We start from the raw sequence: 23,560 nt of genomic DNA, 5'->3' as shown, positions 1-23,560 counted from the left end.
TCCCCACCAATGCGGGCATTGGCGAATACCGATATCTGCTCGCGCGCGTGCCGTCCGACCTCCACGCTTCCCACCATGTTCCGCTGACTTCCGTCAGCAGCATGCCCAGGTAGCCATGATCCTCAAGGCTACGGCGCGGTTCCGACCGCGTTGATCACCCCGGTTCGCACCGGCATCCACGCGCGAACGTCCACCGGCGCTGCCGATGGTGATGCCACCAAGCGGCTCCATCAACCCACGCGGGGGTTCCACACCTTCCCCGCCCGGGTCGGGTGTGTCTCCGCCTCTTTGTCGTTCAGGAGATTCACCATGACCACTTCCACCGAAAAGTCCTACTTCGATCTGCACATCATCGGCCTCGGGTATCTCAATCGCATCCGCGAAGTGAAGCCCAAGAAAGGTGATGCCTTCCTGGCCTGCGACATTGCGGCCCTGAACGGTCCCAGCGATGACGTCTCGTATGTGCGTTTCGACACGCGCGTATCGGGTTCGGAAGCGCAGCACCTGGTTCGTCGCTGCATCGATGCCGTCGAGGCGGAGAAGAAAGTGATGATCGGATTCCGTCTGGGCGACCTGTGGACCGACACCTTTACCTACTCCAAGGGGAAGCGTGCCGGCGAGCAGGGTGTGAGCCTCAAGGCCCGCCTGCTGTTCGTCAGTTGGATCAAGGTCGATGGCAAGCTCGTCTACAAGGCCGAGCCGAAGCCGACTGATGGCGACGAGCGCGACGCGGAAGTCCCCGCGACTTCCACGCCCGCCGAGCCGCAGTCCGCAGCACCGGAGCCTTCCGGGCCCGCCGCTGTGGCTGACGACGAAGCCGCTGCCGATGCCTCCGCATTGGCTGTTGCCGAGTCGTTCTGATCCACGAGGCTCCAGCCCTCCGGAGCCTTGTCTTTCCTTCCGCGATCACCCGGCACCGAAACCTCCCTGTCGGTGGCGGGTGATCGCTCGCTCATCAGCAGGAGACCTTCATGATCGCCATCCCCGGCCAACTGGCCATCAAGACCATTCACGGCAGGAACGGCGACTTCAACGTCGGCCGCCTGGCGACTTCCATCGGCGAATTCGTCGTGAAGAACGCAGAACTCGATCAGTACGCCGAGGGCAAGTACGACGGTGATTTCGTCATCGTCGAGATTCGCCCCTCCACGTACAACGCCAATGGCCGCATGGTTATCGAGATTCGCGCCCACCTGGGCGGAATGACCCTGTCCAACATCGATGCCCTGAGCCGCGACGAAGCCCGCAGGCTGAGTCCGCAGGAAGTCGATCCGATCGATGAGGAAGCGCAGGAGCCCGTGCCGGTCGCCCCCAAGGCGCCGGCCAAAGGAAAGTCTCGCAACCCGCGCGATCCCTTGGTCGATACGACACCGTTCGGCAGCGAATCGGCTGCCCAGTCCCCCGAGACGTCGGTCGACGAGGATGAGGCGCTGTTCGGCGCGCTCTGGCCCTTGGGCGACAGCGTCAAGCTCGATGCCACCGTGGATCGCCGTGTCTTGCGTCAGCAGCGGGACCGCCTCGGAGCGCTCGGCTACGAGTTCGCACCGCTGTCCCAGGACTGGCACCGCGCCCAGGCCTGATCCGTCCGTCGCACCCGCGACGTTCCACTACCCGCCGGGGCTCTTCTCCGACGGGGAGGGGCTCCGGCTTTTTTCTTCTTCCCTACCTGTCCCCGTCCAGGCCCTGCATCGCAGGGCCCTTTTTGTCCCACGCACTCGCGCACGCCTGGCTCCAAGCCGGTCGAGGCCGATTGCTTCCATCCTCAAGGAGATAGCCATGCAACTCGCTTCTCGTTTCGCACCACATTCCCCGACGCTGCGTGCGGACCATCCATTGTCAGACGACCAGATCCATGCGGTCGCACCCTCGATCTTTGCAGAGTCCCCGCACGAAAGCCGTTCCGAGCGGTACAGCTACATACCAACCGCTGCCGTCCTGGCGGAGCTGCGCCGAGAAGGGTTCGAGCCGTTCATGGTGTGCCAGACCCGCGTGCGCCAGGAGGACCGCCGCGACTACACCAAGCATATGCTCCGCCTTCGCCATGCGAGCCAGATCAACGGCGCCGAGGCGAACGAGGTCATCTTGCTGAACTCGCACGACGGCACCAGCAGCTACCAGATGCTGGCCGGCATGTTCCGCTTCGTCTGCCAGAACGGCTTGGTCTGCGGCGATACGTTCGGCGATGTTCGCGTGCCCCACAAGGGCAACGTCACCGAACAGGTGATCGAAGGCGCCTATGAGGTCCTGCAGGGCTTCGCGCAGGTGCAGGACTCCCGCGATGTCATGCGTGCCATCGCGCTCGAAGACGGCGAGGCGGAGGTTTTCGCGCGCTCGGCCCTGACGCTCAAGTACGACAGCCAGAACAAGGCGCTGCCGATCACCGAGAGCCAGGTGCTGGCGCCCCGCCGTTTCGACGACAAGCGCTCGGACCTGTGGTCGGTGTTCAACCGGGTGCAGGAAAACCTCGTCAAAGGCGGCCTCTCCAGCCGGACGGCCCAGGGCCGGCATCAACGGACGCGACCGGTGCAAGGCATTGACCAGAACGTCCGGCTCAACCGGGCGCTGTGGATGCTGGCAGAAGGCCTGCGGCAGTTGAAGGCCTGATCTCCACGCGGGCCCTACCCATCCCCGGCTGGGTTCGCGGTTCTCACATACCGCTCCGACCGGAGCGTTCTTCCATCCCCCAAGGGGCCGTACTCGCCCCTGGGGGTCGGTGTGGCCCCAGCCTTCTTCGAAAGGACATCACCATGCCCGCACCTGCATCATCCAAGACGCTGTATCGCATCGACGAATGCCCCGACCTCATGGCCGATGGCTGTGTCGGCGACGAACACGGCAACCTGGTCTTTCTGTCCATCTGGGCGCGCGACACCGCCGTCCAGGAGTTCCTGGCTCGCCTGACCCTCGGGCGCGACGAGCAGGGGCTGGACCAGTTCCACATCGTCACTGAGCAAGGTGGCTCGCTTCCGGTCTTCGTCGGCAACGTCGAGAACCTGGAAAAGCGCGTCACCCGTGCCTATCGCCGCACCCTGTTCGGCTCATTGAGCAACGTGTGGCTGTTCGACCGCCGCTGCATCCGGCCCGACAAGGCCAACGCCAGCGCGCTGGCGCTTCTGCCGCGCGAGTCCGCTCACCGGTTCGACCGGCTGTGGTCGCTGGTGCGGGACACCTGCCCGCTGCCGCTGCTCGATCACTGGCGCGACATCGTGCTGGAGCTGCTGCAGGCGCGATCTATGCTGACCCGCCTTCCGTTCGCCCTCGGGCCATTGGAAGGCCATCGGCTCGCCATCGACGTTCCGGCGCTGACCCAGGCGCTGGGCGGCCTGATCCGCAGCAACGTGCTCAGCACTGACGCCTCCGGGCACCCGATCGCCTCCGCCCTGCCGCTCGAGGCGGTGGCTTGAGGTCTCCGCACCGGACATGCGCGCTCGCATGTCAGCTTCCTTCCATCGACATGTTCGGGAGTTTCCCATGGCACTCATGTTCCCGCGGCTCGCCCGCAATTTCGTCAAGAACGGGTACTTCCCCACGGATGAACCCACGCTCGAAAGAGCGCTCGCCGCACTGGCGCCCGCAGATGGGCCGATGTGCATCCTCGATCCCTGCGCCGGCGAAGGCGTGGCGATCGCCGAAGCCGCCCACGCCCTCGGGCGCGAGCAGGTGCAGGCGTTCGCCGTCGAGTACGACGCCGAGCGGGCACGTCATGCCCGACAACTGGTTGATCGTTGTATCCACGGCGACCTGATGGACACGCTGGTCTCACGCCAGTCCTTCGGCCTCCTGTGGCTCAACCCACCCTATGGCGACCTGAGCAAGGATGCCAACGGGAACATCGGCTACCAGGGCCAGGGGCGTGCGAGGCTGGAGAAACTGTTCTACCAGCGCACGCTGCCGCTGCTGCAATACGGCGGCGTGCTGGTCTTCATCGTGCCGTCCTATGTGCTCGACGCCGAGCTGATCGGATGGCTGACGCGCCACTTCGCCGATCTGCGTATCTACCGTGCGGTGGAGACGCAGTTCAAGCAGGTGGTGATCTTCGGCCGCCGAGTTCGCCAGCGCGACCAGGCATCGGATTCGGTCAAGGCTGTTCGCGGTCTGCTGCTGCAGATCGGGCAGGGTGACACCGAAGCCGAAGAGCTTCCTCTCGAATGGCAGTTCCTGCCTTACGTGGTTCCAGCCAGCCCGGTCGAGCCGGAGCACTTCTATCGCGTGACGATGGAGCCCGAGCAGTTCGCCGATGAAGTCGATCGGCTGCAAGGGCTCTGGCCGGCGCTCGATACGCACCTGGGCGCCGCGCAGCAGTCGCTGCGGCCACCGGCGCGGGCCTTGTCGCACTGGCATCTCGCACTGGCCTTGGCTGCGGGCGCGATTTGCGGTGTGGTGCGGTCCAGGGCCGGGCGCGTGCTCGTCGTCAAAGGTGATACCCACAAGGAGAAGACGCTCCAGACGGAATACACCGAACGCGACGACGGCTCCGTGGCCGAGACGCGCATCCTCACCGACAAGTTCGTGCCGGTCATCCGCGCCTGGGACATGACACCAGGTTCCCCGACTCGGGGCGAGGTGCTCACCATCCGCTGATCATTGTTCCCTGACGGTTCGCCGTCGCTTTCATCCACCCACCGGGGTCACGCTACCCCGATGGGGTGCCGTGGCCCCTTCTTCCAGAAGGAGAAACCACCATGGCACTCGCAGTCCTCAACCTCGTTTCACAGCCACGCTTCCCCGCCGGACACGTGGTCATGACCATCGGTGTCGATGCACTGGTCCGCCAGGGCCGGCTCAACCCGGCACCGTACCTGCGCCGCCACCTCAGCGGCGACTGGGGCGACCTCGACGAAGGTGATCGACGTCTGAACGACGCCGCACTGGAGTCCGGCGAGGATCGCCTGTTCTCGTCCTACCGGGTCGCGCCCGACCTGAAGCTCTGGATCATCACCGAGTGGGATCGCAGCGTCACCACGCTGCTGTTGCCCAGCGAATACTGATCCGCATCCGACGGCCTCGCGCCGTTCCGTTCTTCCCACCCTGGGGCATGTCATCGCCCCACGGGGGAGGTGCATGCCCCAATTTCCTTGGAGCATCACCATGTCCCTCGATCTTGAAACTGTTCCCACTGCCGCCGAAGACACGCCCGTCCAGGGCGACCTGCTCGAAGCGGCTGCTTCTCCCCTCACGCTCAGCCTGCAGGACTTCGTCACCGAGTTCGGCGACGAGCTGCTCGATTCGCTCAACCGTGCCAACCCGCCGGTCTACACCGGCCAGCCGCGGGCGCATCGCCAGATCGTCCTCGCGGGTCTCAAGCGCAAGCTGTTCCAGGCGCAAGCAGATGTGGTCCATGCCGTCACCGAGCTGCTGGTCGATCGCGGCGAACGGGCTGCGATCGTCAATGGCGAGATGGGCTGCGGCAAGACGACGGTGGGTATTGCCACCGCCGCCGTGCTCAACGCCGAAGGCTACCGCCGCACCCTGGTGCTTTCGCCACCCCACCTGGTCTACAAGTGGCGGCGGGAAATCCAGGAGACGGTGGCCGGTGCCAAGGTCTGGGTGCTCAACGGTCCGGACACGCTGGTCAAGCTGCTGAAGCTGCGCGAACAGTTGGCCGTGCCGGCACACGGCCAGGAGTTCTTCGTCCTGGGCCGCGTGCGGATGCGGATGGGTTTCCACTGGAAGTCCATCTTCACCCGGCGGCGCACGCCCCACGGCGACGTGGGAACGTGCCCGGACTGCGGCCACATCATCACCGACCTCGACGGCGAGCCGGACAACCCGGTCGAACTCGAAGCCGAGGAGTCCCGCCGCAAGTGCAGCCACTGCGCCGCACCATTGTGGACGCTGATTCGTCCCAGGGGCTTGTCCACCAGCGACCAGTCGTCGGCCGTGCTCAAGGCGCTGAAGCGTATTCCCACGATTGGCGAAGTCACCGCGCAAAAGCTGATGCAGAAGTTCGGTGACGCTTTTCTGGCGTCGATGCTCGGGGACAACATCCACGAGTTCATCAACCTGATGGATGGCAACGGCGAGCTGGTCTTCTCGGACCGGCAAGCCCATCGCATGGAACGTGCGATGGCCAACATGGAGTTCGGCTTCGGCGAGGGCGGCTACCAGCCGTCCGAGTTCATCAAGAGGCAGCTTCCCCAAGGCACGTTCGACCTGCTCATCGCCGACGAGGCGCACGAGTACAAGAACGGCGGCTCCGCACAGGGCCAGGCCATGGGGGTGTTGGTGGCCAAGGCGCGCAAGACGCTATTGCTCACCGGCACGCTGATGGGCGGTTACGGCGACGACCTGTTCCACCTGCTGTTCCGAGCCCTGCCTGGGCGGATGATCGAAGACGGCTACCGGCCAACCAAGCAAGGTTCCATGACGTCGGCCGCGATGGCGTTCATGCGCGATCACGGCGTGCTCAAGGACATCTACTCCGAGAGCACGGGCACGGCGCACAAGACCGCCAAGGGCACCAAGGTATCGGTGCGCACGGTCAAGGCGCCAGGCTTCGGTCCAAAGGGCGTGCTGCGTTGCGTCCTGCCGTTCACGGTCTTTCTCAAGCTCAAGGACATCGGTGGCAACGTCCTGCCGCCGTATGACGAAGAGTTCCGTGAAGTCGCCATGGACACGGCACAAGCCGCGGCCTACCGCGATCTGTCGGGGCGTCTGACCGCCGAGTTGAAGCGAGCCCTGGCGAAGCGCGACACGACGCTGCTGGGTGTGGTCCTCAATGTGCTGCTGGCCTGGCCGGATTGCTGCTTCCGATCGGAGACGGTGACGCACCCACGCACGCGCCAGACGTTGGCCTTCATCCCCGCCCAGTTCAACGAGCTGGAGGTGATGCCCAAGGAGCGCGAGCTGATCGAGATCTGCAAGCGGGAGAAGGCAGAAGGTCGCAAGACCCTGGTCTACAGCGTCTACACGGGCACGCGCGACACCACGTCGCGTTTGAAGGTGCTGCTGGAGCAGGAAGGCTTCAAGGTGGCGGTGCTGCGCGCGAGCGTCGATGCCTCCCGCCGCGAGGACTGGATCGCCGAGCAGCTCGATCGCGGCATAGACGTGCTCGTCACCAACCCGGAGCTGGTGAAAACCGGCCTGGACCTGTTGGAGTTCCCGACTATCGTGTTCCTCCAGTCGGGCTACAACGTGTATTCGTTGCAGCAGGCCGCGCGGCGCTCATGGCGCATCGGCCAGAAACAGCCGGTGAAGGTGATCTACCTGGGCTACGCCGCGACCTCGCAGATGACCTGCCTGGGGCTGATGGCCAGGAAGATCATGGTGTCGCAGAGCACCTCGGGAGACGTGCCCGAATCCGGGCTCGATGTCCTGAATCAGGACGGCGACTCGGTGGAGGTGGCGCTGGCGCGGCAGTTGGTGCATTGATCCTGCACCTCTTGGCGGCCCTTCGGGGCCGTTTCATTGGTGCGCCCGGCAGGGCGCACTCACTTGGAGGTTCAAGTCCTCTACTCGCCCGGCAAGGGGAAGAGTTAGCCGAACGGCAAGGGTGTCGCGGGTAACTGCGGATCTGGAGGAAGCCGAAGGCAAAGCGCTGGCCTGACGAACAGGAAGCGGATAGGAGGCGGCACAGCGGGGTGAGGCGGCCAATATCGTCGAAGCCCCAAACTTGCACGGAACGCTGTGATGTATATCCGAAAGGTATAAGTGTGAAGGTGGGTGCGTCATACCCGGGGAGATCCTCACTGGTGCCGTAGTGCTAGGTCGGTGATCGAATGGAACGAGTGTGCTGGCTTAGCAGTTTCCGGCCGATACACTAAAGCCGACAGTCGTCGTGGCTGCCGACGACCGGGCGAACGTGCTGCCACCATGCATGCGCGCGATCGCTGCGACGATCGACAAGCCGAGCCCATGATTGGTATCCCCATGTTCGCGTGCCCGGTCCGCCCGATAGAAGCGGTCGAACAGGCGCGGCAGGTGTTCGGCGGGGATCGTGGGGCCGGTGTTGCTGACGGATAGGCGGACGACTTCAGACGGAGCCGTCACGATGTCTACATCGATCATCGAGCCACGCTCGGCGAACCGGGTCGCATTGGCGAGGAGGTTCGACAACGCTCGGCGCAATAATGCCGCATCAAAGATCCCCCTGGCATCGCCACGGATGCGAACCGCCACACCAGCCTCCTGCAGCGAGGCATCGTGGAATTCGACGACCTCGGCTGCAAGCGCGGCAAGACCGCCGACAGGTTCCCGACGGGCCCGCTCGCCGCGATCGGCCTTCGACAGAAATAGCATGTCATTGACGAGCCCTGCGAGGCGGTGAAGGTCTTCGAGATTCGATCCCAGGACCTCCCGTAGATCTGCGACGCTCCGCTCGCGGCTCAACGCCAGCTCGGTCTCGCCGATCAGCGTCGCCAGTGGCGTGCGCAGCTCGTGAGCGACATCCGCATTAAAGCCTTCGAGTTGCTGATACGCACTTTCCAGTCGAGCGAGCAGGGCATTGAACTGCGCGACCAGCGGCTGCAGTTCTTCGGCCTGCGCGGAACCGTCCAGCGGCTGACCGACGTTCTCCGGCGCGAGCGCCGCCGCCTGCCGCGCCAGATCATGCACCGGCGCCAGGGCGCGCCGCACCAGCCACGCCCCACTCGCCGATACGATTCCCGCGCCGGCCAGCGCACTCGCCAGCAGGGTCCACGCCAGCCGCCTCATCAACTCTGCGTCGGAAGCAGTATCGAGTGCCATCTCGGCGCGCAGCATGACTGTGCGCGACCACGGTGAAGGGATGTCGAATGCGATTTGGCGCAGATGCCCGGTCATGCCGCCGGCAGGGTGGGTCGCGTAGACGAGCACGTCGGCGCCCTCGGTGAGCCGCAGGCGGAGATCGGCGTGGCCGAAGAAGAAATCGTCGAGTTTGTGACGCAAGCTCACCAGATCGTCCTGCGTCACGATCTCGTCCACGAGGTGGCGGATCACCTCCTGTTTGTGCCGGAGTTCCTCATCCTGCCTGGCCGAAAAATTGAGGCTCGTGGCGACGTACACAACGATGCAGACGAGCCCGAGTCCGATGAAGGTCTGCACGGCCAGCCACCACGACAACCAACGGCCGAGCGAACGCCGACTCCGCATCTTCAGGACTCCCGGTCTTCCAGGACGTAACCCATACCCCGGACGGTGTGCAGCAATTTCTTTTCGAAGGGATCGTCGATCTTGCTGCGCAAGCGGCGCACCGCGACCTCGACGACATTCGTGTTGCTGTCGAAGTTCATGTCCCACACCTGCTCGGCCAGCGCGGTACGCGACAGGATCTGCCCGTGCCGGCGCAGCAGCAGCGTCAGCAGCGCGAATTCTTTCGCCGTCAGATCGAGTCGCTGTCCGGCGCGGGTGGCCTTGCGCCGGACCAAATCGAGTTCGAGGTCGGCCAGTTCAAGCACTGTGGGATCCTGGCCTGCCGCCGAAACGGCGCCGCGTCGTAACAGCGCCTGTACACGGGCGAGCAGCTCGGAGAGGGCGAAGGGTTTTACCAGATAGTCGTCCGCACCCGCCTGCAGACCCTTCACCCGGTCCTCCACCTTGTCCCGCGCGGTCAGCATCAGCACCGGGACGTTTTTCTCGCGCCGCAACTCGCGCAGGACGGTGAAACCGTCCAGACCCGGCAGCATGACGTCGAGCAGGACAAGGTCGTAATGCCCTTCTATCGCAAGGTAGCGACCATCGATGCCGCCATGCGCGACATCGACGACGTAGCTGCTCTCGGTCAGCGCCTTGCGCAGGTATTCGGCGAGCTTGGGCTCGTCTTCGACAACCAGGATCTTCATGCGCGGATTATCGCGGACACGGCAGGGCGTCGACATTACGAATTCGTAATCGGGCTGTTCGCGATTCGACGTGGACGGTTTCCTACAGTACGTCCCGTGTCCAGCCACGATGCCTCGGCCGCGCGGCACACACTTACCGACGAAAGGAGTCCCATCATGCCGAAGATCCGTTCCGCCACCCTCGTGCCGCTGTTCGCCGCCGTCCTCGCTGCGCCCACCGCCGCGCTGGCCGATTCGCTGTGGCACCCCGCAAACAATGAAGCCGGCTTCACCTTCCATCCGGACCATTCCACGAGCACCAAGACCCGCGCCGAGGTACTCAAGGAACTGGAGCAGGCGAAGGCGGAGGGGAGCTATTACTATCTGCAGCGAGGTCTGCCTGTCCCGTCGAGGAATACCGGGCCGGGCAAGACACGCCAAGAAGTCGTCAACGAACTGCTGAACATGTCGCCCGAAGAGCGCGCGCGCATGGACGAACTCTATGGTGACAATTGACGTGCGCGGCGCGTTGAAGGCGCAGGTAAGACGCCCTCCCGGTACTCAGCTCTGCATGACCGAAGCTGTGGCGCCCCTCCGATGCATTGGTCAAAGTGCGTCGGTGTCGCGCGGCTGCGCCGGCAAGGTGACGGCACTGCCGCGGTAACCTACAATCGACCCCGTGCGTAATTTCGTGATCGCTTTTCTCGTGTTGTTTCTGCCGCTGCAGTGGGGAACCACTGTTCTGGCGGCGTATTGCCTGCACGAAGAGAGTCCGGCTGCAATGCAGCATATCGGTCATCACGCACATCACCACGATCATCAGGGCAGTACCCTGAAAGCGGATGGGGGCCAGAAAGGCAAGGCATGGGACGCGAGTTGCAGTGCGGACCACGAACACAGCCACTGCACTCACGCCATCCTTCATGATTCGCGCCTAGCCGAGATCTTTGCCCCCGGGATGGGTGAAAGCCCTTACGGGGCTTTTGTCTCCGATGCTCCGCGCGACAACCTGCTTCGTCCGCCCCAATTCACCCTCGCCTGACAAGCCGGCGAGGGTAAGCAGTGTAGTCCACGCACCGATCGACTAATCGATCGCGCACTTCCCCTCGTCGGTTTTCCATGATCCGTCTCGTCGCGCCCATCGCCCGAGCGGATTGGACCCATTCCCGACGAGGATTTCATGAGAAGAGTACCCCCGAGGGGCGGCGTGACGCTGTGTGTGGCGTTGTGTCTTCCCATAGCCGCATGGGCGCAGGACGGCCCCACGACCCGCTCCCCGAACGTTGAATCGGTACCGGCTGCGCTTGCGCCAACGCCTGCCCAGGCGCCGACCGCGAGCGCCGCGGCAGGAGCACAACGACTCTCCCTGCGCCAAGCCATCGACCTTGCGCTCAGGCATAACCCGGATCTTGCGGCCGCCGCGCTGGAGGTGGGCGCCAACGAAGGCATTCGCCAACAGGCGGGCGCATACCCCAATCCCGAACTTTCCTACCTGCAGGAAGACACGCAGCGCGCAACACGCACCACCACGCTGCAACTGAACCAGCCGATCGAACTGGGCGGCAAGCGGACGGCACGCCTGGCCGCAGCCGAGCGCGGCTACGCCATCGCAACCGAGGACTTGGCGGCACGGCGACTGGCGCTACGTGCGGCCGTGACCACGGGTTATTTCGATGCGCTCGCCGCGCAGGAACGCGTGCGCGTGGCAGACGAAGCCCTTGAATTGGCCGGGCGCGCGACGCGCGCGGCGGCTTTGCGCGTGAAGGCCGGCAAGGTGGCGCCGATCGAGGAAACCAAGGCGCAGGTCGCGGAAGCCGGCGTGCGAGTGGAAGCAAATCAGGCGCGCAGCGAGTGGCGGGGTGCGCAGGCACGATTGGCTGCGCTGCTCGGGCAAGGCCAGCCTCACGCTTTGGTGCTCGATGGCCGTCTCGACGCGTTGCCGACCGCCCCGACGCTGGACGACCTGCAGCAACAGGTGGAGAACGCGCCGGCGCTGCGGCGGGCGCGACTGGAGATCGAACGCCGCATGGCCCTCACCGAACTCGAGAAGGCACGCCGTATCCCGGATCTCACCGTCAGCCTGGGGGCGAAGCGCGAGGAAGCGCTCGGCCGCAACCAGGCGGTCGTCGGCGTGTCGATCCCGCTCCCGCTGTTCGACCGCAACCGGGGCAACCTGTTGGAGGCGCTGAAGCGCGAGGACAAGGCCCGTGAGGAGCTGAGATTCGCTCAACTTCAGGTTTCCGCCGACGCCGTGCAGGCGCGCGAACGGCTGGAGTCGGCCCGCACGCAGGCGGGATCGCTCGCCACGCAGGTTCTCCCCGGCGCACAAAGCGCCTATGAAGCGGCGGTCAAGGGATTCGAACTCGGCAAGTTCAGCTTCCTCGAGGCGCTCGACGCCCAGCGAACGCTGCTGGAGGCGCGCGTGCAGGCGCTGCGCGCGATGGCCGAGGCGCATCGCGCCCGCGCCGAACTGGATCGCATCCTGGGAAGCGGTGATGCGGAACCCATCGCATCTGCGCCCGCTACCCGTTGAAAGCATTGGAGACATCTATGAACGAACCGAAACCCAAGAAGCAGATGTTGGCGATTGTCGCCGTTCTCGCCGCCGGATTCCTACTTGGCGCCGCGATCCTGACCAGCGAGAAAACCGCCCCGGCCGGCGACGGGCATGGCGAGCACCAGGAGGCAGCCCATGACGACGAGAAGGGCGGCCAGCATGCCGACGAGCACGACGACGAAGACGGCGAGGCGCACGATGAGGCGCGTGCCGAACCGGCGAAAGGTCCGCATGGCGGCAAGTTGTTGCGCGATGGGCGCTACGCAGTCGAAGTGACGATCTTCGAGACCGGGGTCGAGCCGCAGTTCCGCCTGTACCCCTATCTCGACGGCAAGCCGCTCGCTGTCGACCAGAGCCAGGTCGAGCTCACGCTCGAGCGCCTGGGGCAACCGGCGCAAGTCTTCAAGTTCGAAAAGGAAAAGGACTACCTCAAGGGCGACGCCGTGGTGGTCGAGCCGCATTCCTTCGCGGTGAAGGTGCGGGCGGTGCACGACGGCAAGACCTACCAGTTCGGCTACGAACAGGCCGAAGCCCGCGTCGCGATGACCGACGCCCAGTTGCAGGGGGCGGGCGTGGAACTCGCCACGGCGGGGCCGGCGACGATCGGCACCACCTTGCGCCTGCTAGGGGAGGTCCGCTACAACAGCGACCGCACGGTGCAGGTGGTGCCGCGCCTGGCAGGGCTGGTGGAGTCCGTTGCCGCCAACGCCGGCGACCGCGTCCGCAAGGGCCAGGTGCTGGCCGTGCTGAGCAGCCAGGCGCTGGCGGATCAGCGCACAGAGCTGCTCGCGGCGCAGCGCCGCCTGGCCCTTGCACGCACCACGTACGAGCGTGAGAAGACCTTGTGGGAAGAGAAGATCTCCCCGGAACAGGACATGTTGCAGGCGCGCGCCGCGATGCAGGAAGCCGAGATCGATGCGCTGAGTGCGCGGCAGAAACTCGCTACGCTGGGCAGTGCGCCGGGCGGCGACGGGAGCCTGACGCGCTACGAGCTGCGCGCGCCGATCGACGGTGTCGTCACCGACAAGCGGCTCTCGGTGGGCGAATCGGTCAAGGAGGATGCCGCCTTGTTCACCGTGTCCGACCTGTCGTCGGTGTGGATCGAGGCGCCGGTGTCGGTGCAGGACCTGGCCGTGGTCGCGACGGGGCAGAAAGCGAGCGTGCGGGCGAATGCATTCGAGGCCGTAGCCGAGGGGCGTATCGCGTATGTCAGCGCGCTGATGGGCGAACAGACCCGCAGCGCGATGGCGCGAATCGTGGTGAACAACGACAAGGGGCTGTGGCGCCCCGGTTTGCCGGTCACGGTCGAAGTGCTTGCGGACGAAACGCAGGTGCCGGTCGCCGTGGCCGCCGACGCAATCCAGGACCTGCGCGACTGGAAAGTGGTGTTCGGCCGCTATGACGATGCGCTCGAAGCCCGACCGCTCGAACTGGGCCGCCGCGACGGCCGCCATGTCGAGGTCCTGGGCGGACTCCGAGCGGGCGAACGCTATGCCGCGAAGAACAGTTTCGTCATCAAGGCGGAACTGGGCAAAGCCGGCGCGAGCCACGATCACTAATCCGGAGGCACGACGATGAAACAGATCACCGCAATCATTCGCCCCAACAGGCTCGAAGCCGTGGAAACGGCGCTCCATGCGCTGCCGCACCTGCCGGGTTTTACCGTTTTCAAGGCCACGGGGCACGCGCGCGGCCACGGCCAGGATCACCGTTTCGTTGCCGATGAATGGAACCCGGATGCCCACGATGCGCTGGTGCTACTGGTCCTGTGCACCGACGACGATGCGCCGGCCATTGTCGAAGCCGTGACCGAGGCGGCCCATACCGGCCATCCGGGCGACGGCATCGTCGGGATCGCGGAGCTTGCCGCCGCGGTGCGTATCCGCACCGACGAACGCGACGCTGCGGCACTCTGAGGGATATCCCATGTTCGAACGCATCATCCGTTTCGCCATCGATCAACGATGGATCGTCCTCCTGGCTGTGCTCGGCATGGTCGGAATGGGCATCTATAACTACCAGCGCCTGCCCATCGACGCCGTGCCGGACATCACCAACGTCCAGGTGCAGATCAACACCGAGGCCCCCGGCTACTCGCCGCTGGAGGCCGAGCAGCGCGTCACCTTCCCGATCGAAACCGCGATGGCGGGGCTGCCACTGCTCGAAGAGACGCGCTCGCTGTCGCGCTACGGGCTGTCACAGGTTACCGTCGTGTTCAAGGACGGCACCGACATCTACTTCGCGCGCCAGCTTGTCAACGAACGCATCCAGGAGGCACGCAGCAAACTGCCCCCCGGACTCGCGCCGGCACTCGGACCGATAGCCACCGGTCTCGGCGAGATCTACATGTGGACGGTGGAAGCCGAGGACGGCGCCCGGAAACCGGATGGCACGGCCTACACGCTGATGGACCTGCGCGAGATCCAGGACTGGATCATCAAGCCGCAGCTGCGCACCGTGCCGGGCGTGACCGAGATCAACACCATCGGCGGCTATGCCAAGGAGTTTCACGTCGCACCGCTGCCCGACCGTCTGGTGTCGTTTGGCCTCGCCATCAGCGACGTCGTGACCGCGCTGGAGCGCAACAACGCGAACGTCGGCGCCGGCTACATCGAGCGCAGCGGCGAGCAGTACCTGATTCGCGCCCCCGGACAGGTGTCGAATATCGACGACATCGCCAACGTCATCGTCGGCCACGCCCGCGGCGTGCCGATCCGCATCCGCGATGTGGCCGAGGTGGGCCTGGGCAAGGAACTGCGCACCGGCGCCGCAACCGAGAATGGCCGTGAAGTAGTGCTGGGCACGGTGTTCATGCTGATCGGCGAGAACAGCCGGGACGTGTCGCGCGCGGTCGATCAGCGCCTGCAGGCGGTCAACAAGACGCTGCCCGCGGGCGTCGTCGCCAAAACCGTCTACGACCGCACGCTGCTCGTCGACAAGGCCATCGCGACGGTCAAGAAGAACCTGACCGAAGGCGCGCTGCTGGTCATCGTGATCCTGTTCCTGTTTCTCGGAAACATCCGCGCGGCGATCATCACCGCGCTGGTGATTCCGCTGGCGATGCTGTTCACCTTTACCGGCATGGTGAGCAACAAGGTCAGCGCCAACCTGATGAGCCTGGGCGCGCTCGACTTCGGCATCATCATCGACGGCGCGGTGGTGATCGTCGAGAACTGCGTGCGGCGCCTCGCCCACGCGCAGGCCGCGGCCGGGCGCCCACTGACGCGCAACGAACGCTTCCATGAGGTGTTCGTGGCTTCCAAAGAGTCGCGGCGAGCGCTGCTGTTCGGCCAACTCATCATCATGGTGGTGTATCTGCCGATCTTTGCGCTGACTGGGGTCGAGGGCAAGATGTTCCACCCGATGGCGTTCACCGTCGTGACGGCGCTCGTGGGCGCAATGATCCTGTCGGTGACCTTCGTGCCGGCCGCCGTGGCGCTGTTTCTCTCGGGCAAGATCAGCGAGAAGGAAAACCGCCTGATGGCCTGGGCGAAGCGTGGTTATGCCCCGAGCTTCGACTGGGTGATGGCGAGAAAGCCGCTCGTGCTCACGATCGCGTGCGTTTGCGTGGTGCTGTCGGGCTTGCTCGCGACGCGCATGGGCAGCGAATTCATCCCGAGCCTCGACGAAGGCGACGTTGCCTTGCACGCGCTGCGGATTCCGGGCACCAGCCTGACCCAGGCGATCGACATGCAGGTGCAGCTTGAGCAGACGGTGAAGGCGTTCCCGGAGGTCGACACCGTATTCGCCAAGCTCGGCACGGCCGAGATCGCGACCGATCCGATGCCGCCGAACGTGGCCGACAACTTCGTGATCCTCAAGCCGCGCGACCAATGGCCGGACCCGAAGCGACCCAAGGCCGAACTCGTCGAGGCGATGCAGACCGCTGTCCAGCAGGTACCGGGCAACAACTATGAGTTCACGCAACCGATCCAGATGCGCTTCAACGAGCTCATCTCGGGGGTTCGCAGTGACGTCGCGGTGAAGGTGTTCGGTGACGACATGGACGTCATGACCGAGACCGCGGAGCGCATCTCCGAGGTGCTGGAAGGCATTCCCGGGGCCGCCGATGTGAAAGTGGAGCAGACGACCGGCTTGCCGATGCTGACGGTGCACATCGACCGCGACCGCACCGCCCGACTGGGCCTGAACGTCGCTGATGTGCAGGACAGCGTCTCCGCCGCACTGGGCGGCCAGGAGGCCGGTGCGGTGTTTGAGGGCGACCGGCGCTTCGATATCCTGGTGCGGCTGCCCGAAGCCTTGCGCAGCGACCTCGACGCGATGCAGCGCCTGCCGCTCCGGCTACCGGCCGGGGACAACGGTGCCGCCCGCGGATTCGTGCGCCTGGGAGACGTCGCAAGCATTCGATCGGCGCCCGGTCCGAACCAGATCAGCCGCGAGAACGGCAAGCGCCGCGTAGTCGTTACCGCGAACGTGCGGGGGCGCGACATTGGCTCCTTCGTGGCGGAAGCCGAAGCCCGGATCACCGAGGCGGTGCAGGTGCCCACAGGCTACTGGACGACCTGGGGCGGCACGTTCGAGCAGTTGCAGAGTGCGGCCAAGCGCCTGCAGATCGTCGTGCCGGTCGCATTGCTACTGGTGTTCACGCTGCTCTTCGCCATGTTCGGCAATATCAAGGATGGGTTGCTGGTGTTCACCGGCGTGCCGTTCGCGCTCACGGGCGGCATTCTCGCGTTGTGGTTGCGCGACATCCCATTGTCGATCTCGGCCGGCGTCGGCTTCATCGCGCTGTCCGGGGTAGCGGTGCTGAACGGACTGGTGATGATCTCGTACATCCGCAGCCTGCGCGATGACGGCCTTGCGCTCGACCGCGCCATCCGTGAAGGCGCGCTGACGCGACTGCGCCCGGTGCTGATGACTGCGCTGGTGGCGTCTCTGGGGTTCGTGCCGATGGCCATCGCTGTCGGGACCGGCGCCGAAGTGCAGAGGCCCCTGGCAACGGTCGTGATCGGCGGAATTCTGTCTTCCACCGCCTTGACACTGCTGGTGTTGCCGGCGCTGTACCGACTCGCACACGGCCGCGATGAGCGTAGGCAGTTGTCCCGAATCGCGGTCGCCACGGCGGCTGCCGCGCCCGTTGCAAGCATCTGATTGAACTTAAACCGGGTACGAACGCTGCCGCACCGCCTACCAGCGAAACGCGCTCGAGTTCGTACCCAAACGAGAGAGGTCCAAATGAAAGCACCTACCAAGATCGTTTTTCTTGCAGCCCTTGCCGGACTTACGGGATGCGCGAGCAATATCGTTCATGAAGGGAAGTACGCGCAGGACGACGGATGGCGAAAGGGAACTGTGGTCGAGATCGGGCCGGCGAAAAGTTTGAAGCGGCCGTCATTCTATGATTGCAGGACCGAGGCATCGTATAAGGATGACAACGAGCTGTATGTGCTGGTCGCGTTATTGACAAATGGACACCCGCATGCACGTGCGGCGAAGTTGCCTGCTGACGCGCAATTGCAGGTCGGCGACAAGGTCTACGTGAACTTCAAGGACTGCAACGCGCCACTGCCGAAGCGCAACTCATGAACCAGCGAGTTCAGTGGGCAGAAGTGCCGCATGCGATGCCGGGACGCCAGGGAATCGTCGATTCTGATCGACGGCCGACCGGTCTTCGCTCAGGCTCTGCAGGACCGAAGCAATGAATGACGAGATCCATCATGAAGCGTGGGGCGATCGAGTCGGGCCAGAACTGCTCGATGCGGTTCGTCACAGCAACGTCGCGGAAGTGCTGAGGCGCCTCGAGGAAGGACTGTCCTGCAACTGGCAGGACACGGAGGGATGCAGCTTGGCATTCCTGGCCGTGTACCACCGTCAGTGGGCCGTCGTTGACACCTTGTTGGCGCGCGGCGCTTCGATCGATCTGCCCGATCGTCGCGGCTGGACGCCGCTCTTCTGGGCCGCTTTCAATGGCCACGCGGACATCGTCTCATTCCTGATCGGCCGCGGCGCCAATCCCGACGTCCGCACGGGAGACGGGGAGTGGCCCTTGTTTTGGGCGGTATACAAGGGCCACACGGCGGTTGTCCGACACCTCCTGATCGGCGGCGCGAAGCGGAACCAGCTCGATGAGGATGGACATGACGAGCTTTGGCTCGCACGCACCTTGGGGCGACAAGACATTGTCGCCCTCCTGGAAGGGCAGCGAGCGTGGCCCAAGAAGCGTCCCCTGCCAAGGAATTCCGACGGGTCAAATTGACGCCGACCCGCCACTCACCTCAGGCAAGACACAATAATTCGGGCACTGTCGCATCACAGATGGAACTGAAACCAGGTCTGATACCTTCAAGCGAAACATTGATCTACGAATTCGGGCGGATCGATAAGGAATCCCGCGCCGCCCTCGACGACCAGATCACGCGCGCTCGTCGGCTACCTGCCCCCGCCGTTGGCGGTGATGTGTAAAACGAGATGGCTATCTGCCCTATGTACCGTGGGTCTCACGACGTTTACAAACAGGTAATCCAGACGTCATCGGTCGGACAGGTACTCCAGCGCACACTGGCTATGTCTGCGAACCATCCCGGCGCCTCCGCACCGGGAGTGGCTTCGCCAACCACCGCCGGAGACCAGCATGAAATCCAGGACCGCATTTGCCATCAGCGTATTCTCCATTGCCGTCGCGCTGTCCTTCGATGCCAGTGCCGCGCTGGAAACCCCGCCCGCCGGGCAGACCGCCAACACGGCGGCAACGATGCCGGCCACTACCACAGCAACGACACCGCGGCACAGTCACATGACCGAAAAACTCGGCGTGCCTGCCCAGCAGGCTGCGTCCCCTGACTCTGACGACAAGACCGCGGCGAAGGAAAAGTCACGGCTCAAGCGACACGATCACCAACGCGACATGAAGTAACGCGTTGACGCCGTGTCTTTCATGCGTCACGAACTGCGGCGGACACATGGCGAGCGGTGTGTCTGCCGCCTTCTTGCGGCTGCAGCGGGTTGTCCCGAGGATGCGGTGAATTACCGCTATTGCGCCATCGTCCTGCGCAAGCGCTGGATCGTCGAGTGCGATCATGGTTGCATAAGGATACCTCAAGTAGAAAACAGTACTGATAAGTGGCGTGACCTCGGGCCGATCGATCCCGTCAAACAGATCCTGCTTAGCAACGAGTAGGGACACGGATAAAGGAACGGCCCGCCATGCCTGTCGGCATGCGGGCCGTTCGACTGCAGCCGCTTCGCGGCCGGGTAGCTTAATTCCCTTGATGGTCGCGATGCAGCAGACTGTCAAGACGCCAGATCTCATTGCCCTTCATCATGACTTTCTTGCCGTCCTTCGTTTCCATTTCGTGACCTTCTTTCATTGAGGCTGCCCGGCCGAACTTGTCTTCCATGGCCATCTTGCCGTCCTTGAAGATGTACACCGTCGAGCCGTCCTTCAATTCGTAGGACTTCTCGACATTACCCTGATCCACGGCGAAAGCCGAGGTGGCGATCAGGATAGATGCAGCAGCGGTAGCGAGTTTCGTGAACATGATGGCTTCCTCGTGATGTGTTGCAGTAGATGAAATCGAGCGAGTCGCGCGCGGTGAATTTCCTCATCCGGTCCCCGCTCGTGCGGCACGCCGATACCCGTTGGCCAGAGATCAGCGTCCCCGGTACAGTGGGCTCTCGGCGACGTACACCGTCACGCCCTCGGCGCCGGGAATGATTTTCGACAGCGGAAAACTGCGCATCGGGAACGCGTCGAAGGTCCAATTGACCGTCCTGTCGCCGACACGAATGGCGACGGTCTCCAGTTGCACGACGTTGAGATAACGCGTCTCCTTGTCGACGACGATGAGGCGACCGGGCGCGCCGCCGGGTGCGGCGTAACCGTAGGGGGCCAGTTGCCGCTCGGAGGGCTGGCTGGAAGACGCCTGGACGTGTTCCAGCCAATGCGTGGCGCCGCTTTCGGAATAGTCCGTGTGGGCGGATGCGCCGGATGCCGCAGCAAGCAGCGCCGTTGCAACAACCATGCGGTTCAATGTGCTGTTCATGGTGATTCCCCTTGCAGTGTCTGAATCGGTCGCTCACATGTGAGCGACCATGAGCACATGCTAGGAGGAAGCCCCCGACAGTAAGATGACCCCGAAATTACTTCTGCTTCAGATGATTGTCATGTTCAGGACAGGAATGGCCACGCTGGACGTGCGAACGCCAGCCAGCGCGAGAATCGCGACGCATGTCGTTTGCAACCGTGGTGCCTACTGCGACGCACCGAGCAGCGCGGCGACGGTCAGGCGACTATCCGCTGCGCGGGAACCAGTTCCCGATGCGCCTGGCGCACGACGGCCACCCCTGACGAGAGCGCCAGTCCGGCCATGATCAGTGCCACGGCAAGATCCGGCCAGGCGCTGCCGGTGCCAAACACCCCGGCCGCCGCCAACATCACGGCGACATTCCCGACCGCATCATTGCGACTGCACAGCCAGACCGATCGCATGTTGGCGTCACCGTCGCGGAAGGCGTAAAGCATCACCGCAACACCGGCATTCGCAAGCAATGCCAGTGTTGCGATCGCGCCCATCGTCACGGGTTCGGGTGGCACGCCAGCGAGCCCCGCCCACACCGTCTTCCCGACGACGAAGAGGCCAAACGCCGCCATCGACAGACCTTTCACCATCGCGGCACGCGAGCGCCACATCAAGCCCATCGATAACACTGCCAGCGAGATGCCATAGTTGGCGGCATCACCCGCGAAATCGACCGCATCGGCCAGCAGCGATACCGAGCCCGACTTCACCCCGCCGACAATCTCGACCGCAAACATCACCGCGTTGATGATGAGTGCCACCCACAGTGCCTTGCGAAAACGCGGGCTGACGGCAATGCGTGCCGAGCAGCCAGAGTCACAACAGCTTCCAGCCACGATTTTTCTCCTTCAAGTGTCTGGGGTGGGAGTTAACACCCTGTAGTCACTCCAGGGTCAAGCGCCTACAATGAAGCTCTAAATTTGCCTGGAGCAGACTGCAATGCCATCCAAGAATCATTGGGACAAGGTCTACGCGACCAAGTCCTCAACGGCGGTCAGTTGGTATCAGCCCCATGCGACGCTATCGCTGGATCTGATCCGGCGGATCGGCGCCGCACGGGCCGCCGCCATCATCGATGTCGGCGGCGGTACTTCGACGCTCGTCGACGACCTTCTGGCTCATGACTACCGCAACCTCACCGTGCTCGACCTCTCCGGCGAGGCTTTGGCGGTCGCGCGCCAGCGCCTCGGACATGCGGGCGAAGGCGTGCGCTGGATCGAAGGCGACATCACTTCCGTCGCGCTGCCCGAACAGGCTTACGATGTCTGGCACGACCGGGCCGTATTCCATTTTCTTACCGACCCGGCCGATCGTCGCGCGTACATCGAGCAGGTAATGCGCGCGGTGAAGCCGGGCGGGCACGTCATCGTCGCCACCTTCGCACCGGACGGCCCGACCGAATGCAGCGGGCTGCCCGTGATGCGCTACGCGCCCGATGCCCTGCACGCCGAATTCGGCCCGGCGTTCGAGTTGATCGAACACAGCGATGAGGCCCACGTCACGCCTGCTGGAGGGGTGCAGCATTTCGTATACTGCCATTGCCTCAAGCCGCACTTAGCCTTGAGTGATGGAGACAGCCATGCGCATTGGTGAACTCGGGCAGGCCACCGGCGTCGATATCGAGACGATTCGCTACTACGAAAAAGCCGGGCTGCTGCCCGAACCGGCTCGCCGCAACAACGGCTATCGCGCCTACGGTGCCTCACATCTCGAGCGGCTCGCCTTCATCCGGCATTGCCGTGCGCTCGACATTTCGCTCGCCGACGTGAAGCGATTGCTGGAATTCGTCGCCCATCCCGAAGTCGATTGTGGCGACATCGATTGCCTGATCGATGCGCAACTGGCGCGGGTCCGGGCGCGGCTTGAAAGCATGCGGGCACTGGAGCGACAACTGAGCGCGTTGCGAAGTCGCTGCGGCGCGCGGCACAGCGCGGGCGACTGCGGCATTCTGCATGAGTTGGTCGCGGCGGCGCACGGCGAAGCCTGCGCCTGCCACCGGGGAGTGCCACCCGAGCAGGACAAAACGGCCACATCCGACATGGCATCCGCGGGCAGGAGAAAAGCATGACCACGGCTTTGCACGGGGGTGTGATGGCCGCGCTGGCGGCAGCCGTTCTTTTTGGCGCGGGAACGCCGCTGGCCAAGCTGCTGCTGACGCACACCAGCCCCTGGCTATTGGTGGCGCTTCTTTATCTCGGGTCTGGCATCGGCTTATGGCTTGTCCGCCGTGTTCGTCGCGCCCCGCAGGTGCATCTCGAACGCATGGACTGGCGCTGGCTCGCCGGAGCCATTGTCGCGGGCGGCATGGTGGGGCCGGTGCTGCTGATGGTGGGACTATCCGCGATGCCCGCGTCGGGCGCCTCCCTGCTGCTCAACGCCGAAGGCGTGCTGACGGCACTGCTCGCGTGGTTCGCATTCAAGGAAAACTTCGACCGACGGGTTGCACTTGGGATGCTCACCATCGCCGCCGGGGCACTGGTTCTGGGTTGGCCACAGGAGGTCGGGTTTGCAGGGGCGTGGCCCGCCCTCGCGGTGCTGGGCGCCTGCCTCGCCTGGGCCATCGACAACAACCTCACCCGCAAGGTGTCGTTGTCCGATGCCTCATTCATCGCCATGACCAAGGGCTTGGCGGCGGGATCGACCAATCTCGTTCTGGCCCTCGCTACCGATGCGACTTGGCCAGGCAGTAGCACCATCGCCGGTGCCGCCCTCCTGGGTTTCGCCAGCTACGGAGCGAGTCTTACGCTGTTCGTGATCGCCCTGCGACACCTCGGCGCCGCTCGCACCGGTGCCTACTTTTCCGTGGCACCGTTTTTCGGCGCGGTGCTGGCCATCGTGCTACTGAACGAGCCGGTGACCGCACCATTGCTGTTTGCCGGGCTGCTGATGGGCATCGGCGTCTGGTTGCACCTGAGGGAGCGGCATGTCCACGAACACACGCACATGGAGCTCGAACACGCTCACGAGCACGTCCACGGTGACGGCGATGAGCATCATGAGCACGCGCATAATCAGCCCGTATCTTCCGGAACGCGCCACAGCCATCGACACCGGCATGCACCCATCCGGCATTCGCACCCGCATTTCCCGGACGCCCACCACCTGCATTCTCATTGAGCAAGATGACCGACGATTCGCCACGGCGCCGTCGGCGCTCGACGGATCCGGGCTAGAAACGACAAGGCGGCGACAGGGACAGGATTGACCTTCTCTTTTGGCGCTGCTAG

Annotated in this window: 25 protein-coding genes; 20 read left to right on the top strand and 5 right to left on the bottom strand. The window is 64.4% G+C overall.

Annotated features, from left to right (window positions below; genetic code table 11):
• Positions 1 to 309 precede the first annotated feature (309 nt).
• The 7 genes from F464_RS0104705 (at position 310) to F464_RS0104675 (ending at position 7,371) form a co-directional block, all read left to right on the top strand.
• Complete coding sequence (locus tag F464_RS0104705) at positions 310 to 861, top strand: STY4534 family ICE replication protein (protein ID WP_018988631.1); 552 nt, start codon at positions 310 to 312, stop codon at positions 859 to 861.
• Positions 862 to 971: 110 nt separating this feature from the next.
• Entirely contained in the window at positions 972 to 1,580 is a 609-nt protein-coding gene (locus F464_RS0104700) for a DUF3275 family protein (protein ID WP_018988630.1), read from the top strand.
• A gap of 196 nt (positions 1,581 to 1,776) precedes the next feature.
• Complete coding sequence (locus F464_RS0104695; RefSeq protein WP_026295748.1) at positions 1,777 to 2,604, top strand: DUF932 domain-containing protein; 828 nt, start codon at positions 1,777 to 1,779, stop codon at positions 2,602 to 2,604.
• Between the two features lie 143 nt (positions 2,605 to 2,747).
• The gene (locus F464_RS0104690; protein ID WP_018988628.1) at positions 2,748 to 3,404 is read left to right on the top strand and encodes a hypothetical protein; all 657 of its coding nucleotides are present in this window, start codon (positions 2,748 to 2,750) and stop codon (positions 3,402 to 3,404) included.
• Positions 3,405 to 3,471: 67 nt separating this feature from the next.
• Positions 3,472 to 4,581 carry a DUF6094 domain-containing protein gene (locus F464_RS0104685; RefSeq protein WP_018988627.1) on the top strand — a complete coding sequence of 370 codons (1,110 nt, stop codon included), beginning with the start codon at positions 3,472 to 3,474 and terminating at the stop codon, positions 4,579 to 4,581.
• Between the two features lie 101 nt (positions 4,582 to 4,682).
• Positions 4,683 to 4,988 carry a hypothetical protein gene (locus F464_RS0104680; RefSeq protein WP_018988626.1) on the top strand — a complete coding sequence of 102 codons (306 nt, stop codon included), beginning with the start codon at positions 4,683 to 4,685 and terminating at the stop codon, positions 4,986 to 4,988.
• A 100-nt stretch (positions 4,989 to 5,088) separates the two neighbouring features.
• Positions 5,089 to 7,371 carry a helicase-related protein gene (locus F464_RS0104675; protein WP_018988625.1) on the top strand — a complete coding sequence of 761 codons (2,283 nt, stop codon included), beginning with the start codon at positions 5,089 to 5,091 and terminating at the stop codon, positions 7,369 to 7,371.
• Between the two features lie 366 nt (positions 7,372 to 7,737).
• Here the strand turns inward: F464_RS0104675 and F464_RS0104670 are convergent, their stop codons facing one another.
• A complete protein-coding gene (locus F464_RS0104670) occupies positions 7,738 to 9,069 on the bottom strand; it encodes a heavy metal sensor histidine kinase (protein WP_018988624.1) in 1,332 nt (443 codons plus the stop codon).
• A 2-nt stretch (positions 9,070 to 9,071) separates the two neighbouring features.
• Positions 9,072 to 9,758, bottom strand: a complete 687-nt coding sequence (locus F464_RS0104665) for a heavy metal response regulator transcription factor (RefSeq protein WP_026295747.1) — start codon at positions 9,756 to 9,758, stop codon at positions 9,072 to 9,074.
• Positions 9,759 to 9,914: 156 nt separating this feature from the next.
• Here F464_RS0104665 and F464_RS0104660 point away from each other — a divergent pair, with 156 nt between their 5' ends.
• The 10 genes from F464_RS0104660 (at position 9,915) to F464_RS30210 (ending at position 19,432) form a co-directional block, all read left to right on the top strand.
• Entirely contained in the window at positions 9,915 to 10,253 is a 339-nt protein-coding gene (locus F464_RS0104660; protein ID WP_018988622.1) for a DUF4148 domain-containing protein, read from the top strand.
• Positions 10,254 to 10,428: 175 nt separating this feature from the next.
• Positions 10,429 to 10,779, top strand: a complete 351-nt coding sequence (locus F464_RS30825) for a hypothetical protein (protein ID WP_157353547.1) — start codon at positions 10,429 to 10,431, stop codon at positions 10,777 to 10,779.
• A 138-nt stretch (positions 10,780 to 10,917) separates the two neighbouring features.
• Positions 10,918 to 12,270 carry a TolC family protein gene (locus F464_RS0104655; RefSeq protein WP_232428830.1) on the top strand — a complete coding sequence of 451 codons (1,353 nt, stop codon included), beginning with the start codon at positions 10,918 to 10,920 and terminating at the stop codon, positions 12,268 to 12,270.
• A gap of 17 nt (positions 12,271 to 12,287) precedes the next feature.
• Positions 12,288 to 13,853, top strand: a complete 1,566-nt coding sequence (locus F464_RS0104650) for an efflux RND transporter periplasmic adaptor subunit (RefSeq protein ID WP_018988620.1) — start codon at positions 12,288 to 12,290, stop codon at positions 13,851 to 13,853.
• Between the two features lie 15 nt (positions 13,854 to 13,868).
• A complete protein-coding gene (locus F464_RS0104645; RefSeq protein ID WP_018988619.1) occupies positions 13,869 to 14,210 on the top strand; it encodes a P-II family nitrogen regulator in 342 nt (113 codons plus the stop codon).
• A 10-nt stretch (positions 14,211 to 14,220) separates the two neighbouring features.
• Positions 14,221 to 17,406 carry an efflux RND transporter permease subunit gene (locus tag F464_RS0104640; protein ID WP_018988618.1) on the top strand — a complete coding sequence of 1,062 codons (3,186 nt, stop codon included), beginning with the start codon at positions 14,221 to 14,223 and terminating at the stop codon, positions 17,404 to 17,406.
• Positions 17,407 to 17,490: 84 nt separating this feature from the next.
• Complete coding sequence (locus tag F464_RS0104635; RefSeq protein ID WP_026295745.1) at positions 17,491 to 17,841, top strand: hypothetical protein; 351 nt, start codon at positions 17,491 to 17,493, stop codon at positions 17,839 to 17,841.
• Between the two features lie 112 nt (positions 17,842 to 17,953).
• Entirely contained in the window at positions 17,954 to 18,511 is a 558-nt protein-coding gene (locus tag F464_RS0104630) for an ankyrin repeat domain-containing protein (protein ID WP_018988616.1), read from the top strand.
• A gap of 375 nt (positions 18,512 to 18,886) precedes the next feature.
• Positions 18,887 to 19,168 carry a hypothetical protein gene (locus F464_RS0104625; protein WP_018988615.1) on the top strand — a complete coding sequence of 94 codons (282 nt, stop codon included), beginning with the start codon at positions 18,887 to 18,889 and terminating at the stop codon, positions 19,166 to 19,168.
• A gap of 21 nt (positions 19,169 to 19,189) precedes the next feature.
• Positions 19,190 to 19,432: a hypothetical protein gene (locus F464_RS30210; RefSeq protein ID WP_084600415.1), complete on the top strand. Its 243-nt coding sequence runs from the start codon at positions 19,190 to 19,192 to the stop codon at positions 19,430 to 19,432.
• Positions 19,433 to 19,511: 79 nt separating this feature from the next.
• Here F464_RS30210 and copK read toward each other — a convergent pair whose 3' ends face one another.
• The 3 genes from copK to F464_RS0104610 all read right to left on the bottom strand — a co-directional run bounded on the left by copK (position 19,512) and on the right by F464_RS0104610 (position 21,094).
• Positions 19,512 to 19,793 carry a periplasmic Cu(I)/Cu(II)-binding protein CopK gene (copK, locus tag F464_RS0104620; protein ID WP_018988614.1) on the bottom strand — a complete coding sequence of 94 codons (282 nt, stop codon included), beginning with the start codon at positions 19,791 to 19,793 and terminating at the stop codon, positions 19,512 to 19,514.
• A gap of 111 nt (positions 19,794 to 19,904) precedes the next feature.
• Positions 19,905 to 20,297 carry a CzcE family metal-binding protein gene (locus F464_RS0104615; RefSeq protein WP_018988613.1) on the bottom strand — a complete coding sequence of 131 codons (393 nt, stop codon included), beginning with the start codon at positions 20,295 to 20,297 and terminating at the stop codon, positions 19,905 to 19,907.
• A gap of 239 nt (positions 20,298 to 20,536) precedes the next feature.
• Positions 20,537 to 21,094 carry a cation transporter gene (locus F464_RS0104610; RefSeq protein WP_018988612.1) on the bottom strand — a complete coding sequence of 186 codons (558 nt, stop codon included), beginning with the start codon at positions 21,092 to 21,094 and terminating at the stop codon, positions 20,537 to 20,539.
• A gap of 178 nt (positions 21,095 to 21,272) precedes the next feature.
• Between F464_RS0104610 and F464_RS0104605 the strand changes: the two genes are divergently transcribed.
• The 3 genes from F464_RS0104605 to F464_RS0104595 are packed head-to-tail and all read left to right on the top strand — an operon-like array spanning position 21,273 to position 23,450.
• Positions 21,273 to 21,926: a class I SAM-dependent methyltransferase gene (locus F464_RS0104605; protein WP_018988611.1), complete on the top strand. Its 654-nt coding sequence runs from the start codon at positions 21,273 to 21,275 to the stop codon at positions 21,924 to 21,926.
• The gene (gene cadR / locus F464_RS0104600; RefSeq protein ID WP_018988610.1) at positions 21,913 to 22,401 is read left to right on the top strand and encodes a Cd(II)/Pb(II)-responsive transcriptional regulator; all 489 of its coding nucleotides are present in this window, start codon (positions 21,913 to 21,915) and stop codon (positions 22,399 to 22,401) included. Before F464_RS0104605 ends, cadR begins: the two co-directional genes overlap by 14 nt.
• Positions 22,398 to 23,450, top strand: coding sequence for a DMT family transporter (locus F464_RS0104595; protein WP_018988609.1), 1,053 nt, complete (start codon positions 22,398 to 22,400; stop codon positions 23,448 to 23,450). Before cadR ends, F464_RS0104595 begins: the two co-directional genes overlap by 4 nt.
• Positions 23,451 to 23,560: the final 110 nt, after the last annotated feature.

The sequence above is a fragment of the Aromatoleum toluclasticum ATCC 700605 genome (assembly GCF_000378245.1).
Classification (GTDB): Bacteria; Pseudomonadota; Gammaproteobacteria; order Burkholderiales; family Rhodocyclaceae; genus Aromatoleum; species Aromatoleum toluclasticum.
The sequence above is the reverse complement of the archived record's forward strand: the minus strand, read 5'-3'. Positions and strand labels throughout refer to the sequence as shown.